This window comes from Bradyrhizobium sp. LB14.3, from assembly GCF_040547985.1.
GTDB lineage: Bacteria > Pseudomonadota > Alphaproteobacteria > Rhizobiales > Xanthobacteraceae > Bradyrhizobium.
The window spans coordinates 102,691-119,161 of the sequence record NZ_JBEPQT010000021.1 but is presented as its reverse complement, the minus strand read 5'-3'; the positions used below and the strand labels follow the sequence as shown (position 1 = coordinate 119,161).

Sequence of the window (16,471 nt, the reverse complement as noted above, 5' to 3'; positions counted from 1 at the left end):
AGCAACATCATTGTCTCCAGGTTGAGTGATTCAGCAACCTCAGTCTGGCCTCAGACCTGGTCGCTATCCACTCCCCATGGAATCTTCGTCGCAAGGGCTCCTCGCAATGACGATGGCGATAGCTCAGCCCAGCACCGGCAGCATCACCACGTCATAGCCGTGCTTGATCGTCCGCTTCAGCACGGGGTCTTCCAGCTCGAACTCGAAGCGATCGGCAGGGCGGATGCCGCCTTTGGCCGCGAACGTGCCGCCGAACATGGCGCAGCCGTCGGGGAATTTCCCACCTTCGAAGCCGCGCGCGACGAGATCGGCGATCGGCAGCATCGCGTCCAGCGTGCCCTCCTGGTAGAGCACGCGCTCGCCCTTGATGAAGGCGTAGGAGCGCAAAATCATCTTGTCCCAATGGCCGATGACGTCCTCGAGTTCCCACAGCGTGGATGCGATCGGCTTGTCGCACATTTGCTTGGACACGGTGACGCTGTAGGCCTCGACCTTGCGGTCGGTGTGGTCGGAGCCGCAGCCGACGAACATGCGGCCCTGCCAGCCGATCAGCACGAATTCGACCTCGCCGCTGGAATCGCCGCCAGTACATTCGATGCGGTCTTCCATGGTGAGCCGCCGCGCCGAGGCGCGATAGTAGATCGGCGTCGAGGCCGGCCGGACAATGCCCATAGCCTCCAGCTCCGTGATGTGCTTGTCGCGCGCGATCGCGTCGCGGCCGGTCCAGCCGGCGATGACCATCTGGTCGATCGCCAGTGTCAGTGGCGTTGTGGTGTCCTGGGCGTCGACGGTGAAAGTCAGGTCAAACACGAATTACGGCCTCCATGCCGGCAGCAAGTTCAAAGATACGGCGGTCCGATCCGCCCGCGCCCGCCAGCATCAGGCCGACCGGAACGTCGCCCTCGCGATGCGCAGGCAGCGAGATGGCGCAGCCGTCGATCATGTTGATCAGGGTGCAATTGCGCAACGCGCGCAGGTTTTCCCTGGTGAACGCCTTGTCGTCGGCGAGATCGGCGATCTTCGGCGGCGTATTGGCGGTGGTCGGCAGCACCAGCGCGTCATAGGGCGCAAGGCGCGCATTGACGCGGGCGATCAGCGAGCGGCGCTCGTTGAGGAGATCGATGTAGTCGGCCGCGCTCTGCGCCTCGCCGCGCATGATGCGCACGGAAACGCGGGGATCGTAGACGTCGCCCTTGGACGTGATGAGGTAGCGGTGCCAGGCGAAGCTTTCGGAAGCCGCAAAGCCGCCCTTGGCGTTCATCGGGCCGATGTCGTGGAATTCGGCCATCGCGATGCGCTCGATGATCGCGCCATGATCGGCGAGGCTCTTGAGCGCACGCTCGAACGTCTTGGCCACGTCCGCATCGAGGTCGTCGAGCGCGATCGTGGTCGGCACCGCCAACCGCATGCCCTTCACCGGGCGAGGCTTCAGCGCAACGACCGGCTCGTTCGCGAGCACGGCGTCGAGTATGGCACAGCAACTGACCGATCGTGCAAGCGGCCCGATGCTGTCAAGCGAGAACGACAGCGGCACAGCCCCGTCGAGCGGCACGCGGCGCTGCGTCGGCTTGTAGCCGACGATGCCGTTATAGGCCGCCGGAATGCGGCAGGAGCCGCCGGTATCAGTGCCGAGCGCGCCGTGCGCCATGCCGTCGAGCACGGACACCGCGGCGCCCGAGGACGAGCCACCGGGCACATGGCCCTCGGCCCGGTTCCAGGCGCCCTTCGGCGTGCCGTAATGCGGATTGATGCCGATGCCGGAATAGGCAAACTCAGTCATGTTGGTGCGCCCGATCACGACGAAGCCCGCCTTGCGCAGCCGCGTCACCGTGGGGGCATCCTGCTCGGCCGGCGAGGAATCGTCGAGTGCGCGGGAGCCGGCGCGCGTCACCTGGCCCTTGATGTCGAAGAGATCCTTGATCGAGACCGGGATACCGGCGTAGCGCGAGGGCGCCGCCTTCACCTTGCGCAAACCGTCCATCGCATCCGCCGCCGCGAGCGCGGCGTCCTTGTCGACATGGATGAAGGCACGCTGTCCCTCGCCGGCCGGATCGGCAATTCTGGCAATGCAAGCCTCGACCAGCTTGCGGGAGGTGGTGCGGCCGCTTTCGAGGTCTTCGGCGAGCTTCGTCAGTGTCGGAAAATCGGGCATGTCTGTCTCACGGAATATTTGCGTGCGCAATCTATAGCGCTGCCTCAGTTCGACACAAGCATTGTGCGCATGATGGCATGCATGCGCATTGCTGGACCGTTGACGCGCCATGGTCGATTGTCGCATCAAGATTGAAACAGGCGGGCTTGAGACCCGCCCCTTGACAAAACAAGCTCTGGGAGGACCTTCCGAGATGGCCGAACCGCAGCGCGCGCGACCGAAACCGACGCCGGAGACCCAGCATTTCTGGGACGGCACCAAGGCGGGCGAGTTGCGCCTGCAGCGCTGCGACGCCTGCGCGCATGTCTATTTCCCGCCGCGCCCGTTCTGCCCCTCCTGCGCCTCGCGCAAGGTCAGCATCTTCAAGGCGAGCGGAAAAGGCTTTCTCTACAGCTACGTGATCAACCACCGTCCCGCCGCGCCCGGCTTCACACCGCCTTACGCGATCGCGGTGGTCGAGCTCGACGAGGGGCCGCGGCTGATGAGCAACATCATCGACTGCCCGCAGACGCCGGAGGCGCTCGAACTCGACATGAAGCTCGAGGTCGCATTCGAGGCGCTCGACGACAAGATCACCCTCCCCGTGTTCCGTCCGGCGAAGGGATAGGCCATGCGCAGCAACCAGGTTGCCGTCGTCGGCGCCGCCGAGACCACCGAGCTCGGGGTCATCCCCAACATGTCGCAGCTCCAGCTTCACGCGGACGCGGCGCTCAATGCCATTGCCGACGCCGGGCTGAAGCTGTCGGACATCGACGGCTTCGCCACCGCGGTCGAGACACCGCAGCAGGTCTGCCACTACCTCGGCATCAAGCCGACCTGGGTGGACGGCACCTCGGTCGGCGGCTGCTCCTTCATGCTGCATGTCCGCCATGCCGCGGCGGCGATCGAGGCCGGCCTGTGCAAGACCGTGCTGATCACCCATGCCGAGAGCGGCAAGTCGATGATCGGCAAGGCGCCGCGCTCGACAGCGCCGGACAGCCTCAACGGCCAGTTCGAACAGCCGTTCGGCGTCTATGGGCCACCGAGCATGTTCCCGATTCCCGTGCTGCGCTTCATGAAGACCTACGGCATCACGCACGAGCAGCTCGCCTCGGTCGCGGTGGTGCAGCGGGAATGGGCGGCAAAGAATCCGCGCGCGATGATGAAGGACCCGATCACAGTCGCAGACGTCCTCAACTCGCGCATGATCGCCTATCCGTTCCGCCTGCTGCAATGCTGCCTCGTCACCGACGGCGGCGGCGCGCTGATCCTGACCTCGGCCGATCGCGCCAAGGACTTTCCGCGCAAGCCCGTCTACATCATGGGCACCGGCGAAAGCGTAGAGACGCCGATGGTCAGCCAGATGGAGACTTTTAATTCCTCGCGCGCGTTCAAGACCGCGGGGCCGCTGGCGTTCAGGGAGGCCGGCATCGCCCACAAGGACGTCGATCATCTCATGATCTACGACGCCTTCGCGCATCTGCCGCTGTTCGGCCTCGGCGATCTCGGCTTCATGCCGCACGAAGAAACCGGCAAGTTCATCGCCGACGGCAACACGCGGCCGGGGGCTAAGCTTCCGCTCAACACCAATGGCGGCGGATTGAGCTACATGCATTCGGGCATGTACGGCATGTACGCGCTCCAGGAGAGCGTACGCCAGATGCGCGGCATCGCGCCGGCGCAGGTGGCCAACGCGAAGATTTCGGTGTGCCACGGCGTCGGCGGCATGTTCGCCGCGTCGGGCACGATCGTGTTTACGAACGAGAGGTAATCCACATGACAAAATCACTGCAAGACAAGGTCATCATCGTCACCGGCGCAGGGCGCGGCATCGGGCGGGAGATCGCGCTGCTCTGCGCGGCGGAAGGCGCCAAGGTCGTGGTCAACGATCCCGGTGGCGCCTCCGACGGCGCCGGTTCGAGCGCATCCCCCGCTGAGGAAGTGGTCGAGGAGATCAAGAAGCGCGGCGGCACCGCGGTCGCCAATTTCGAGTCGGTGGCCGAAGCCATCCCCGCCAGCAAGATCGTGAAGACCGCGACCGATCATTTCGGCCGGCTCGACGGCGTCGTGAATAACGCCGGCATCCTGCGCGACATGATCTTCCACAAGATGAGCGTGGAAGCGTTCGAGGCCGTCATCAAGGTTCATTTGATGGGCTCGTTCTACGTCTCGCACGCCGCGGCGCGGCTGTTTCGCGAGCAGGAGTCCGGCTCCTTCGTGCACTTCACCTCGACCTCGGGTCTGATCGGCAACTTTGGACAAGCCAACTACGCCGCCGCCAAGCTCGGCATCGTCGGCCTGTCGAAGTCGATCGCGCTCGACATGGGCCGCTTCAACGTCCGCTCCAACTGCGTCTCGCCGTTCGCATGGACCCGCATGATCGGCACCATCCCGACCGAGACCGATGCCGAGAAGGCGCGCGTCGAGAAGATCAAGCAGATGGGACCGGAGAAAATTGCGCCGATCTGCGCCTATCTGCTCTCCGATGCGGCCAAGGACGTCTCCGGGCAGATCTTTGGCGCGCGCATGAACGAGCTGTTCCTGTTCAGCCAGAACCGTCCGCTGCGCTCGGTGCATCGGAGCGAAGGCTGGACCCCGCAATCGATCGCCGAACACGGCATGCCGGCTCTGAAGGGATCGTTCTACAAGCTCGATCGTTCCGCCGACATCTTCCCGTGGGATCCCGTGTAAGCGAACTCCACCTGTTGCTGCATTGCGATCTCCGGTTGTCCGGCCGGAGATCGCCCGCTTTACGCCCGATTGCAGGCGGATCGTTCCCTCCCAACACAACTTCGGGAGGAAACCATGACAAGAATACTGACCAACTCCAGCGACACGCTTGCAACAGAGCGCGATGGCCTCGGCCGTCGTGCCCTCTTGAAGGGCGCAGCGGCGGCAGTAGCCGCGACAGGCTTTACCGCCAACGCAAGCTTGGCAGCCTCCGTCATGCCATTGGGCCAGACGGGCGCTCCAACGAGATCGACGGCGCCGCTGCCGTTGGGACCGCTGCCAGGCAGCCGCTACCCGGACTCCCATTTGGAATCGGCCAAGAAGGGGCCACCATCGTTTGGGCCCTCTGGTTTTCCTGCCTTCGCGGGCACGATGGCTGTTGAGCGCGTAGCAACCGGATTCCGATGGGCCGAGGGACCAGTTTACTTCCCAGCCGGCCGGTACGTGTTGTTCAGCGATATTCCCAACAACCGCATCATGCGTTTCTCCGAGGATGACGGTCATACGAGCGTCTACCGCCAGCCTTCGATGAACTCCAACGGCAACACCATCGATCGCGAAGGACGCCTGCTCACTTGCGAGCACAGCGGCAGGCGCGTCACCCGGACCGAGCTCGACGGCTCGATCACCATCATTGCCGACAGTTACAACGGCAAGAAGCTCAACTCGCCGAACGATCTGGTCGTCGCTTCCGATGGATCGGTCTGGTTTGTCGATCCCGGCTACGGGATCGGCGGCTATTATGAGGGTATCAAGGCCGAGAAGGAGCAGGCAAAAAACAACGTCTACCGGGTCGATCCAAGATCCGGGGAGATCAAGGTTGTCGTCGACGACTTCGTCGAACCCAACGGTATAACCTTCTCGCCCGACGAGAAGAAACTCTACGTCATCGATACCGGCTTCACTGATGGCCCCGATAATCCCTCCCATATCCGCGTATTCGACGTGGATATTGGGTCCGGAAAGGTCTCGAACAGCAAGGTGTTTGCGGAGATGCCCAAGCCCAGCATTACCGACGGGATGCGAACCGACACGGCCGGGCGCGTTTGGTGCTCCGTGGGCTGGGGCGATCCGAACGAGGACGGCGTGCGCTGCTATACTCCAGAGGGCGAATTGCTCGGCAAGATCCACCTCCCGGAAACGGTCGCCAATCTCTGCTTCGGCGGTCAGCAGCGAAATCGACTGTACATCTGCGGCTCGAGTTCGCTCTATGCTGTCTACACGAGTGCACAGGGTTCGATGAAGCCTTGAGCCAATAAGCGCGTGGCGAGTAGCGAACGGTTCGGACACGCATCTGTTCGCTACTCGCCCTCATCAACCCGTATTTCTCAACCCCGCCGAAATCCCGTTGATCGTCAGCTGAATCCCGCGCAGCACCTGCTCGTCCGGGTTCTGCGCGCGGTGCTCTTTCAGCAGCTCGACCTGCACATGGTTGAGCGGATCGAGATAGGGGAAGCGGTGGCGCACCGAGCGCTCCAGCAGCGGATTGCCCTGGAGCAGACGGTCCTGGCCCATGATGTCCAAGAGCGTCTCGATGCAGGAATGCCATTCGCGACGGATGCGACCGAAGATCTTTTCGCGGAGCGCCTCATCCGGCACGAGTTCGGCATAGCGCGAGGCGATTGCGATCGAGCTTTTCGCAAGCACCATGTCCATGTTCGACAACAGCATGCGGAAGAACGGCCATTCCCGGTAGAGCTCTTTGAGGAACGGCATGCCCTTGTCGGGATCCTCCGCGATCCACTGCTCGACCGCGCTGCCAAAACCGTACCAGCCCGGCAGCATCAGGCGGCATTGCGCCCAGGAGAACACCCAGGGAATCGCACGAAGGTCCTCGATCGCCCGGGTCTTCTTGCGCGAGGCCGGGCGGCTGCCGATGTTGAGCGTCGCGATCTCGTTGATGACGGTTGATGCCCAGAAGTAATCGACGAAGCCGTCGGTCTCGTAGACGAGACCGCGATAGGCCTTGAAGGCGAGACTTGAAAGCTCGTCCATCGCGGTCAGATATTCGCGGCGCGGCGCGCTCTGGCGCGGATGCAACAGGCTTGCTTCCAGCGTCGCCGCGGCAAGGATTTCCAGATTGTTGCGGCCGACTTCGGCGTTGGAATACTTTGACGAGATGATCTCGCCCTGCTCGGTGATGCGGATCTGGCCGTTCACGGCGCCGCCGGGCTGGGCGATGATGGCATCATAGCTCGGACCGCCGCCGCGGCCGACCGAGCCGCCGCGACCGTGGAACAGGCGCAGCCGCACGCCGTGGCGCTCGAACACGTCGACGAGGCCGATCTCGGCCTTGTAGAGCTCCCAGCCCGAGGTGACGAAGCCGCCATCCTTGTTGGAGTCGGAATAGCCGAGCATGACCTCCTGCACGCTGCCGCGGCTGTCCACCAGCCGTCGGTAATCGTGCAGCGACAGCATGCGGTCCATGATGCTGGATGACGCCTGCAAATCCTCGATGGTCTCGAACAGCGGCACGACGTTAATCGCGCTACGCCCGGAGGGATGGACGAGGCCGACCTCCTTGAGCAGCACCGCGACCTCGAGCATGTCGGACATGCCCTTGCACATCGAGATGATGCATTGGGGAATGGCGTCCGAGCCGAACTTCGCATGCGCCTCCGCGGCGGCATGGAACACATTGAGCTCGCCCATCGTCTCGTCGCTGTACTTGACGAACGGCGACACCAGCGAGCGCGTTGAGCGCAGCTCGTTGGTGAGCAGCGAGATGCGCGCCTCCTCGCCAAGCGCGAGGTAGGACATGCCGGGGTTGGCGGCGTCCATCAGCTCGGCGATGGTGCGCTCGTGCACCGCCGAGTTCTGGCGGATATCGAGCCGCGCCAGATGGAAGCCAAAAGAGTCCACCGCGCGGCGCAGCAGCCGCAGCCGGCCGCGGGCGATGACGCGGGCGTTGTTGGAGATCAGCGAGCGGTGCAGCACGTCGAGATCGGCCTTGAGCTCCCTGACGCTGTCATACGGCGCGCCCTTGCCCACCGGCCGGCGCGTGATCTCGACCTCGAGCTTTTCGGCCGTGGCCGTCAACCGCGCATAGATGCCTGACACCGAGAGGCGATAGGGCTCGCCGCTCCGGTGCGGCGATGTATCGGGCGAGCGCTCGGCCAGCGTCCGCAGCTCCTCGGAGACGTCGGCGAGATGCGCAGCGATCGACAGCTCCGAGCCGAGCACATGCAGCTCTTCGAGATAGAACTGCATGACGCGGCTCGACTGCAGCCGCAGCGTGCCGCGCATCACGTCGGCGGTGACGAAGGGATTGCCGTCGCGGTCGCCGCCGATCCAGCTTCCCATCCGCAGGAACGAGGCGAGCTCGCCGGCTGCCTGCTCGCCGCCCTCCTCCAGCCGGTCCTCCAGCGCGTTGACCAGCCGCGGCACCTCGCGCAAGAACGTGTAATCGTAGAACGACAAGCCGTTGGCGACCTCGTCGAGCACCGTGAGCTTGGTCCGGCGCAGCAAATTGGTCTGCCACAGCGTCAGCACCTCGCGGCGGAGCTGCTCGTCGCTGGCGGCGGCCTCATCGGCGGTCAGCGCGACGCGCTCGCGGCGGTCGAGCAGGGCTGCGACCTCCATCTCGCGGTCCATGGTGCTCTTGCGGCGGACTTCGGTCGGATGCGCGGTCAGCACCGGGCTGACGAGCGCGCTCTTGAAGAAGTTGCGTAGTGCATCGGCACCGATGCCCGCCGCCCTGGCATGGGCGAGCGTCTCGGCCAGCACGCCGGAGCCGCCACCCTTGCCGGCGCGCATCTGGCGGATGTTGTTCTGGTCCTCGGCGATGTTGGCGAGGTGGGAGAAATAGCTGAAGGCGCGGACGATCCGCACGGTCTCCGAGGTCGACATGCTGTCGAGGATCTGCTCGAGCTCGCGGCGGGCCAGCCGGTCCTCGTCGCGGTGAAACCGGATCGAGGTCTGCCTGATACGCTCGACCAGGTCGAACAATTCGGCCCCCTCCTGGCCGCGAACGGTATCGCCCAGGATGCGCCCGAGCAGGCGGATGTCGTCGCGCAGCTGCGTATCCGCCTCCAGCGCCTGGACGTCCTCAGGGCGGTTGGGGCGAAGATCGGTGGCGTCGGATGGTACGGTCTGGAGGGACATGGCTGGCTCCGCTTCTAGAGCACCCTGTGGCTCCCCGGTGGCGACGAGTGTGCAAGTTTTTTGCCGCAGCGCAAGATGAAGTTGGGGGCGGCGCGGCAACGTCACCGATCATCGTGCGCGTCGCTGGCGGGCGCGCGCATATCCGCGGCCTCGCGGCGCAGGCGCCCGAGTTTTGCTGTCCGTTTCGCCCTCATCGAGAAGAAAGGGCGCAGGGAAGGCCGGGCGCCGGCTGGCACCCAGGGTCCGCACGCGAAAAACGCACGCGGGGTGACCCACAGGTGATGCCGGGACATCCCGGCCTTCCCTGCGCAATGGTTTTACGGCTTATGGCGCGCTCTCCCCGGGGAGCGATGCACTGTTGCCCCCGTCGCCTTGCGGATGATCGATGCGCGCACCCGGTCGGGCCGCACATCACCGCAAGCCTTGACGCACAGACCCCGGGCGTCAGGACCACACGCTTTTGCCGTCCGCGGACGTCCCTCCCCGGACATCCGGAAGCTCGCGCGTGCTCGCTCCCGAAGCCGAAAAGAAACGCTGTGACCGCGCCGGGTCGTTCGCGCAGATCGCGATGGCTCACAGGCGTAGCCCGCCCTGCCACCTCGTCACGCGCCGGCGCTGCCGCGTCCATCGCATCCCGGCTCACGTATCGTGACGATCGCGAAACGCCCTTTTGGCGGGCCGGGATGTCTTGCGGTTTACCCGAAGAGATAAATTCGGTCAATCAGAATATTTGGGAGCGCCACCCTTGACCTGCATGCGGCGTGTTTTGCCCGTCGGGCAACGCGGGGAATTGTGTGCGCAGCACCAGCGATGCGCTCTCTCATCGCAGCGCAGAGCGCCGAGGATGGATAGAACGCCAGCGATACCCATCAATCCGTTCGCCGATGACGAAGCATGGGTTTCGCAAGGGCTCTACCCATCTCACGAGCTCAGTCGTTCGGGCTAAACCCGGTTGCTTGCACGATCCCTTTCCATCGAGCCGATTCCGATGCGAGTAGTTGTGCAAAGTTGTCCATTGAGATCGAGTCGATCTCGACTGATAATTTTGCCAGGCTGCGCTCTATGACACTCGTTCGCAGAGCCGCCTGAATAGCTCCATTGAGGCCTTCAATGATATCTGGCGGTGTCTTGGCCGGAACGAAGAACCCAAACCATGTGACGTCCTTGAGCAAGGGATAGCCGGCTTCCACCATCGTCGGCACATCGGGAAGAAACCGGCTACGGGCTGGACCGGTGGTTGCCAAGGCGCGCAGTTCGCCGGCTTGCACGAGACCTAAGGAACTGTCGATTGGCATGATCGCCGATGCGATCTCGCCCTTGAGGAGGTCTTGGATTTGCCGCCCTACCTTGATACGGTACGTGAAGAAACTCGAAGCCTGCCCCGCGTCCCAACGCTGCACCGATTAGGTGCATACTGGTTCCAACTCCTGGCGTGCCATAGGTCGCATCCTTTGCGTTAACACGGCACCACGAGACGAAATCGGCAAGCGTCCTCGCCTCCTCTGGCACTCGCGGCCCCACCGTCAAAGCTGCAGCGAACGACGCAACGGTCGACACTGGGGCAAAATCCTGAGGCTCGTATCTCAGCTTCTTGTGGGTATGAGGAAAGAGCGTGAGGAAACCAGTCGGCGCGAACAGAACGACCGATCCATCCGGGGGAGCGGCTTTCACGGCTTCCACGGCGACACGACCACTCGCGCCTGGTCGAGGTTCGACGACGATCGACGTTGCATAGGTCTTCATCTGTTCCGCAAGGAGCCTCGCGACAGAATCAGGCAACCCGGCTGTGAAGCCTGTTAGGATATGCGCCGTTTTCACACGCGGTTCGGCAATGATTTGCGGCACGGGACCAGCGACGGAGAAAGCGACACCGGCCGCCGACGCTATCAAAAAGTCACGACGCGTCCCCATAAGCCGCCTCCCGTGGCTCCCCTATTTCCGCAACGTGTTCTCAGCACAAGGCCAGACATTCGATTTCGGATGCCTCATCAATCAAAGCGTGCATCACGCAGCCATTTCTGTCCAATTCTGATATGTGATGGTTCGATAACCGATTTGGCAGGTTCGTGGTCATGTCGTTGGTCGATCGCATTGGGCGCCGCCTGAAGCTGCGCGACCTCCGTATTCTGCTCACGGTCGTGGAGCGCGGAAGCATGGGAAAGGCTGCGGCAGAGCTGGCGATCTCGCAGCCCGCCGTATCGAAGGCAATCACCGACTTGGAACACACGTTCGGACTTCGTTTGCTCGACCGCAGCCGAGGCGGGATCGAGCCGACGGCATACGGCCGCGCACTGGTCGCGCGAGGCCGAGTGATTTTCGACGAACTCAAGCAGGGCGTCGACGAAATCGCATTTCTCGCCGACCCGTCTGTGGGAGAGTTGCACATCGGCAGTACTGAGAGTATTGCGGCCGGTCTCTTGCCGGCAGTCATCGAGCGCTTCACACGTGAGCAGCCCCGAATTCACTTGGACGTCGCGCAAGCGGACATTAGCAAACTGCATTATCGTGAGTTGCGTGAGCGCAGCATCGATCTCATGCTGGGTCGCATTCCGACGCCATTCAAGGAAGCCGATCTAAAGGCGGAAGTCGTGTATGACGACCAGGTCGTCGTGGTAGCCGGCCGTCAGAGCAAATGGGCACGGATGCGTAAACTCAAGCTTGCCGATCTAGTCGGCGAGCGTTGGATTCTGCCTCCCGCGGATACCATGCACGGGTCACTCACCGCCGAGTTGTTCCGCGCGAGTAGTACAGAGTTGCCACGTGCGCCCATTACGACGCTCTCAATGCATCTGTGCTGTCGACTGGCTGCCAGTGCACAATTTGTGACGATGCTTCCAACATCGATTCTTCGCTTTGGCAACCATGGCGGCTCTCTCAAGGTACTTCCAATTCGACTTCCCGCGCAGCCGCGGCCTGTCGCAATTGTGACACTCAAGAATCGCGCGCTCAGCCCAGCCGCAAAGCTCTTTATCGAGTGCGTTCGTCGAACTGCGAGATAGGAAGGGTTCAATATCCTGAGTGCAACGCGGGGAATTGTGTGCGGAGGGCAATTGAGCGCACCCGCCTCGCCAGATGGGGCGACGATGCACGGATCATCAGACCGGACCCTAAGCCGGCCGGATAGCCGCTAAATGTTGCGAATCGCGCCTGCCATGATTCCCGCCAGTAGAATGGGCTGAGCCCTTGCGAAAACCCATCATCCTTCGTCATCGGCGGACGGATTGATGGGTTTCGCTCTACCCATTCTACGAGCTATGAGCTGAGCAAGCGCCTCGTCGTTCGAGACGACCGCTTCGCGGTCTCCTCAGGATGAGGCTGAGCTGCGTCGGGTTTCGTTGAAACTGCAACCACGTGTTCCCCCCTCATTCTGAGGGCCCGCCAAGGGCGGGCGTCTCGAAGGATGGGCCGCGGGGAAGCGCCTCAAATGCGATAGCCCTACCCAAAGCCGGGCGACTTCCGCTCTGCAGCCGGAGGCCGACATTGACGGGTCCACGCCTTAAGCCGGCACGATCACCTTGCCGATCGGCCAGAGCGCGATGCCCGCGAGCTTCAAATGGGCCCAGGCGAAGGGAATGCCGATGATGGTGATCGCGAGGGCCAGGGCGGTGAGGAGATGGCCGAGCGCCAGCCACCAGCCGGCCAGCAGAAACCAGATGATGTTGCCGATCACCCCGAGCGGGCCGGTGCCGATATCGCTCATGCCGGTGACCTCGTCGCGGCTGACCGCCTTCGAACCGAACGGCACCAGCGTGTAGACGGCGATGTTAAACGCCGCCCGCGCCCAGGGCAGGCCGATGATGGTGATGGCCATGATAACGGCAGCGATCAGCCAGCCGACCGCCATCCAGGCGCCGCCGATGAGGATCCAGAGCAGGTTGAGCAGGATGGAAACAGGAGCCATGGGATGATCCGGAGGTCGATGATCCCGTTTGTATAGCACGACCGGTGGCCCGTGACGCCACTCAGGTCGTTGCCATTCTTGTAGCCGCTAGATCTTCCGTCCTGCCTGCTCCCAATAGGGATCGCGCAGGCGGCGCTTGAAGATCTTGCCGGAATCTTCGCGCGGCAGCCCGGCGCGGATCTCGATGTGCTTTGGGACCTTGTAGTCGGCGAGCGACGCCTTTAGGCGCTTACGAATGTCGCCGGCGTCGAGCGTGATGCCCGCCTGCGGCTCGACTACCGCCATCAGCGCTTCGCCGAACTCGGCGTCGGGAATGCCGAACACCGCGCAATCATGCACCCCGGGCACGGCGTGCAGCACCGACTCGATCTCGGCCGGATAGATGTTGACGCCGCCCGAGATCACCATGTCGCGCTTGCGGTCGCAGATGAAGACGTAGCCATCCGCGTCGATATAGCCGACGTCGCCCGAGGTGATGAAGCTGTCGCGGTCGATCTCGGCGCGCTTCTCCGGCTTGTTGTGATAGGTGAAATCGGCCATCCCGGCCATGCGTGAGTAGATCTCGCCGATCTCGCCCACGTCCAGCACGCGGCCGTCATCCCCGATGAAGCGCAGTTCGGCGCCGGGCGAAATCTTGCCGACGGTGCCGGGCTTCCTCAGCGCATCCTCGGAGGTCGCGAAGGTGACGGCGCTGGATTCGGTCGAGCCGTAGAATTCGTAGATCACCGGCCCCCACCATTCGATCATGGCGCGCTTGACGTCCGCCGGGCATGGCGCCGCCGCGTGGATGATGTGGCGCAGCGAGGAGACATCGTATTTCTTGCGCACCTCCTCCGGCAGCTTCATCAGGCGGATGAACATGGTCGGCACCATGAAGATGGTGTCGATCCCAAAGCGCTCGATCAGCTGCAAAAACTCTTCCGGCTCGAAGCGCGGCATCAGCACCAGCGCACCGCCGAGTTTTCCCGCGCGGATGCCGAACGAGTTCGGCGCGGAGTGATAGAGCGGGCCCGGCAGGATCGCGCGAGCACCTGGCTTGAGCCCATAGATCATCGCGCGCATGCGTTCGCCGGCAGCCGCCTGCTCCGGCGTCGGCGCATGGCGCCGCACGCCCTTGGGATGGCCTGTCGTCCCCGAAGTGTAGATCATGTTCATGGGCTGCGGCACGACCGGGCCATTATAGGGCTGGAACTGCGCGAGCCAGGATTCGAAATCGATCGCGAAGTCCGGCGTCTTCAGATGATCGGGATTGATCTTGTAGTTGGTTAGAATCTCCAGCGGCGTCGGCACGCTGAGCACGGTGACGCCTTTCGGAATGGCGTCGCGCAAGGCATGCAGCATGTCGGCATGTCCGATCAGCACGGACGTGCCGGTATCCTTCAGGATATAGTCGATCTCCTCCGGCTTGAAGTGCCAGTTGATCGGCACACCATAGGCGCCCAGCCGCATCGCGGCATAGGCGGCCTCGAGGAAGGCGATGTCGTTGCGCATCAGCATACAGACGCAATCGCCCTGCTTGACGCCGATCATGGCGAGGCCGGCGGCGATGCGATCGGCGCGGTTCGCGACCTCGGCATGGGAGCGGCTGCGCTCGCCGGAGACAATGCCGAGGAAATTTGACGTTTCGCTCATTTGTTTTTCTTTATGTTTGACGTTGTCCCTCATGGTGAGGAGGCGCGCAGCGCTGTCTCTAACCATGAGACCTCGTGGCCCATCCCTCGAGACGCCGCTTCGCGGCTCCTCGGGATGAGGTCTGCCTCAGTCCGCAAACTTCGGCGCGCGCTTCTCCAGATTGGCACGCACCGCTTCGGTCTGGTTCGCGCTGCCGATCAGCTTCTGCTGCTCGACGGACTCGGCGAGCAGCGCGGGGCCCGGATCGACCGAGAGATTGTTGAGCAGGCGTTTTGCGGCGCGGATTGCATCGGGGCTCTTGCCGGCGATCTCGCGCGCGACTTCGAGCGCGGCAGCGCGCGGGTCGTCGCAGATGCGCGTGGCGAGACCATAAGCCATCGCCTCCTGCGCGGAGAAGATGCGGCCGGTGTAGGTGAGATCGCGCAAAATGTCGTCGCGCACGAGCGAAGCCAGGATCGGCGTGCCCGCCATGTCGGGCACCAGACCCCATTTGATTTCCATCACCGACATCCGTGCGTCGGGGGTGAGGAAGCGCATGTCGGCACCGAGCGCGAGCTGGAAGCCGCCGCCGAAGGCAACGCCCTGGATCGCGGCGATCACGGGGACCGGAAGCTGGCGCCAGCCCCACACCGCCTGCTGCGCAAAGTTCGCCTGGCCGTACGTGCGCGCCGTGAGATCGCGATTTTCGCCACCCGGAATTCCGTTGCCGCCCTTTTCCTTCATGGCGGCAAAACGCCCCATATCAAGGCCGGCGCAGAAGGCGCGGCCCTCGCCGGATAACACGACAACGCGTACGCTCTTGTCCTTTGAAAGCCGGTCCGTTGCGGCCACAAGGGCCTCGAACATGGCTTGATCCAGCGCATTCATCTTGTCCGCGCGCACCAGGCGGACGTCGGCGACGCCTTCCGAGATCGAGATCGAGACGCGCTCTTCCATGGATGATTCTCCCCTGGTTCTTGCCTGTTCTTGTTCGGTGCCGCTTTACAGGAAGACGGCGGCCGGATTTAGTCAATCGACCAATTAACTGACAATCCCTACGGGGGAAACAGCCATGTTCAAGGAAAATCTTCTGGCCGGCCGGAGCATTCTCGTGACCGGCGGCGGGACCGGGCTAGGCAAGTCGATGGCGGCGCGCTTCCTCCAGCTCGGCGCCGAAGTGCACATCTGCGGCCGGCGCAAGATCGTCTGCGACGAGACCGCGACCGAGCTGATGGATCAGTATGGCGGCCGCGTCGCCAGCCACGGCGTCGACATTCGCAACGCGCTCGCGGTCGAGGAGATGGTCGAGAACATCTTTCGCGACAGCCCCCTCACCGATCTCATCAACAACGCGGCCGGAAATTTCATCTCGCGCAGCGAAGAACTTTCGCCGCGCGGCTTCGACGCGGTCGCCAACATCGTCATGCACGGCACGTTCTATGTGACGCATGCGGTCGGCAAGCGCTGGATAGCTTTGAAGCAGCCCGGCAACGTCGTCTCGATCACCGTGACCTGGGTGCGCAACGGCTCGCCTTACGTGGTGCCGTCGGCGATGAGCAAGTCGGCGATCCACGCCATGACGATGTCGCTCGCCACCGAATGGGGCCGATACGGCATCCGTCTCAACACAATCGCGCCCGGCGAAATTCCGACCGAGGGCATGAGCAAGCGCATCAAGCCCGGCGACGAGGCCGGCGCGCGCACCAAGGCGATGAACCCGATGGGTCGCGTCGGCACCATGGAGGAGCTGCAGAATCTCGCAGTGTTTTTGATTTCCGGCGGCTGCGACTGGATTACAGGCGAGACGATCGCCATGGACGGCGCCCAGGCGCTCGCAATGGGCGGCAATTTCTACCAGCTCCGCGACTGGGGCGACGACGACTGGGCCAACGCCCGGGACTCGATCAAGGCACAGAACGAGAAGGACCGGGCGAAGAGAGGATGATCTCGTGCCCCGGACGCAGCGCAGCGCGCCGCACTTGCGGCGTGATGCG

Annotated in this window: 12 protein-coding genes and 1 pseudogene; 6 read left to right on the top strand and 7 right to left on the bottom strand. The window is 63.5% G+C overall.

Annotated features, from left to right (window positions below; translation table 11 throughout):
- Positions 1-123: 123 nt before the first annotated feature.
- Complete coding sequence (locus ABIB00_RS29345; RefSeq protein ID WP_354106740.1) at positions 124-810, bottom strand: DUF2848 domain-containing protein; 687 nt, start codon at positions 808-810, stop codon at positions 124-126.
- A complete protein-coding gene (locus tag ABIB00_RS29340) occupies positions 803-2,152 on the bottom strand; it encodes an amidase (protein WP_354106739.1) in 1,350 nt (449 codons plus the stop codon). The genes ABIB00_RS29345 and ABIB00_RS29340 overlap by 8 nt, the downstream gene beginning before the upstream one ends.
- Positions 2,153-2,345: 193 nt before the next feature.
- On the opposite strand from ABIB00_RS29340, the gene ABIB00_RS29335 reads away from it, so the two are divergent.
- The 4 genes from ABIB00_RS29335 (at position 2,346) to ABIB00_RS29320 (ending at position 6,112) form a co-directional block, all read left to right on the top strand.
- Positions 2,346-2,759, top strand: a complete 414-nt coding sequence (locus ABIB00_RS29335) for a Zn-ribbon domain-containing OB-fold protein (RefSeq protein WP_247349800.1) — start codon at positions 2,346-2,348, stop codon at positions 2,757-2,759.
- 3 nt (positions 2,760-2,762) lie between these two features.
- Positions 2,763-3,902 (top strand): thiolase C-terminal domain-containing protein, encoded by a 1,140-nt coding sequence (locus ABIB00_RS29330; RefSeq protein WP_247349798.1) that lies wholly within the window; start codon positions 2,763-2,765, stop codon positions 3,900-3,902.
- Between the two features lie 5 nt (positions 3,903-3,907).
- On the top strand, positions 3,908-4,822 hold the full coding sequence (locus ABIB00_RS29325; RefSeq protein WP_247447310.1) for an SDR family oxidoreductase: 915 nt from the start codon (positions 3,908-3,910) through the stop codon (positions 4,820-4,822).
- Between the two features lie 114 nt (positions 4,823-4,936).
- The gene (locus ABIB00_RS29320; protein ID WP_354106738.1) at positions 4,937-6,112 is read left to right on the top strand and encodes an SMP-30/gluconolactonase/LRE family protein; all 1,176 of its coding nucleotides are present in this window, start codon (positions 4,937-4,939) and stop codon (positions 6,110-6,112) included.
- Positions 6,113-6,175: 63 nt separating this feature from the next.
- Here ABIB00_RS29320 and ppc read toward each other — a convergent pair whose 3' ends face one another.
- Both ppc and ABIB00_RS29310 read right to left on the bottom strand, forming a co-directional pair.
- Positions 6,176-8,965, bottom strand: a complete 2,790-nt coding sequence (gene ppc, locus ABIB00_RS29315; protein WP_354106737.1) for a phosphoenolpyruvate carboxylase — start codon at positions 8,963-8,965, stop codon at positions 6,176-6,178.
- A 929-nt stretch (positions 8,966-9,894) separates the two neighbouring features.
- Positions 9,895-10,708: pseudogene (locus tag ABIB00_RS29310) on the bottom strand (tripartite tricarboxylate transporter substrate-binding protein).
- A 329-nt stretch (positions 10,709-11,037) separates the two neighbouring features.
- Between ABIB00_RS29310 and ABIB00_RS29305 the strand changes: the two are divergent.
- The gene (locus tag ABIB00_RS29305; protein WP_354106736.1) at positions 11,038-11,964 is read left to right on the top strand and encodes a LysR family transcriptional regulator; all 927 of its coding nucleotides are present in this window, start codon (positions 11,038-11,040) and stop codon (positions 11,962-11,964) included.
- Between the two features lie 497 nt (positions 11,965-12,461).
- Here the strand turns inward: ABIB00_RS29305 and ABIB00_RS29300 are convergent, their stop codons facing one another.
- The 3 genes from ABIB00_RS29300 to ABIB00_RS29290 all read right to left on the bottom strand — a co-directional run bounded on the left by ABIB00_RS29300 (position 12,462) and on the right by ABIB00_RS29290 (position 15,434).
- Positions 12,462-12,866 (bottom strand): YccF domain-containing protein, encoded by a 405-nt coding sequence (locus ABIB00_RS29300; RefSeq protein ID WP_354106735.1) that lies wholly within the window; start codon positions 12,864-12,866, stop codon positions 12,462-12,464.
- Between the two features lie 87 nt (positions 12,867-12,953).
- Positions 12,954-14,498 carry an acyl-CoA synthetase gene (locus tag ABIB00_RS29295; protein ID WP_354106734.1) on the bottom strand — a complete coding sequence of 515 codons (1,545 nt, stop codon included), beginning with the start codon at positions 14,496-14,498 and terminating at the stop codon, positions 12,954-12,956.
- Positions 14,499-14,624: 126 nt separating this feature from the next.
- Positions 14,625-15,434 carry a crotonase/enoyl-CoA hydratase family protein gene (locus ABIB00_RS29290; protein ID WP_247349790.1) on the bottom strand — a complete coding sequence of 270 codons (810 nt, stop codon included), beginning with the start codon at positions 15,432-15,434 and terminating at the stop codon, positions 14,625-14,627.
- Between the two features lie 115 nt (positions 15,435-15,549).
- Here ABIB00_RS29290 and ABIB00_RS29285 point away from each other — a divergent pair, with 115 nt between their 5' ends.
- Positions 15,550-16,422: an SDR family oxidoreductase gene (locus tag ABIB00_RS29285; RefSeq protein WP_354106733.1), complete on the top strand. Its 873-nt coding sequence runs from the start codon at positions 15,550-15,552 to the stop codon at positions 16,420-16,422.
- Positions 16,423-16,471: the final 49 nt, after the last annotated feature.

Bases quoted from the DNA above. Each gene is read 5' to 3' on its own strand.
- ABIB00_RS29325 (WP_247447310.1), top strand. From the start codon at position 3,908: ATGACAAAATCACTGCAAGACAAGGTCATCATCGTCACCGGCGCAGGG.
- ABIB00_RS29305 (WP_354106736.1), top strand. From the start codon at position 11,038: ATGTCGTTGGTCGATCGCATTGGGCGCCGCCTGAAGCTGCGCGACCTC.
- ABIB00_RS29335 (WP_247349800.1), top strand. From the start codon at position 2,346: ATGGCCGAACCGCAGCGCGCGCGACCGAAACCGACGCCGGAGACCCAG.
- ABIB00_RS29300 (WP_354106735.1), bottom strand. From the start codon at position 12,866: ATGGCTCCTGTTTCCATCCTGCTCAACCTGCTCTGGATCCTCATCGGC.
- ABIB00_RS29295 (WP_354106734.1), bottom strand. From the start codon at position 14,498: ATGAGCGAAACGTCAAATTTCCTCGGCATTGTCTCCGGCGAGCGCAGC.
- ABIB00_RS29290 (WP_247349790.1), bottom strand. From the start codon at position 15,434: ATGGAAGAGCGCGTCTCGATCTCGATCTCGGAAGGCGTCGCCGACGTC.
- ABIB00_RS29320 (WP_354106738.1), top strand. From the start codon at position 4,937: ATGACAAGAATACTGACCAACTCCAGCGACACGCTTGCAACAGAGCGC.
- ABIB00_RS29330 (WP_247349798.1), top strand. From the start codon at position 2,763: ATGCGCAGCAACCAGGTTGCCGTCGTCGGCGCCGCCGAGACCACCGAG.
- ABIB00_RS29340 (WP_354106739.1), bottom strand. From the start codon at position 2,152: ATGCCCGATTTTCCGACACTGACGAAGCTCGCCGAAGACCTCGAAAGC.
- ABIB00_RS29285 (WP_354106733.1), top strand. From the start codon at position 15,550: ATGTTCAAGGAAAATCTTCTGGCCGGCCGGAGCATTCTCGTGACCGGC.
- ppc (WP_354106737.1), bottom strand. From the start codon at position 8,965: ATGTCCCTCCAGACCGTACCATCCGACGCCACCGATCTTCGCCCCAAC.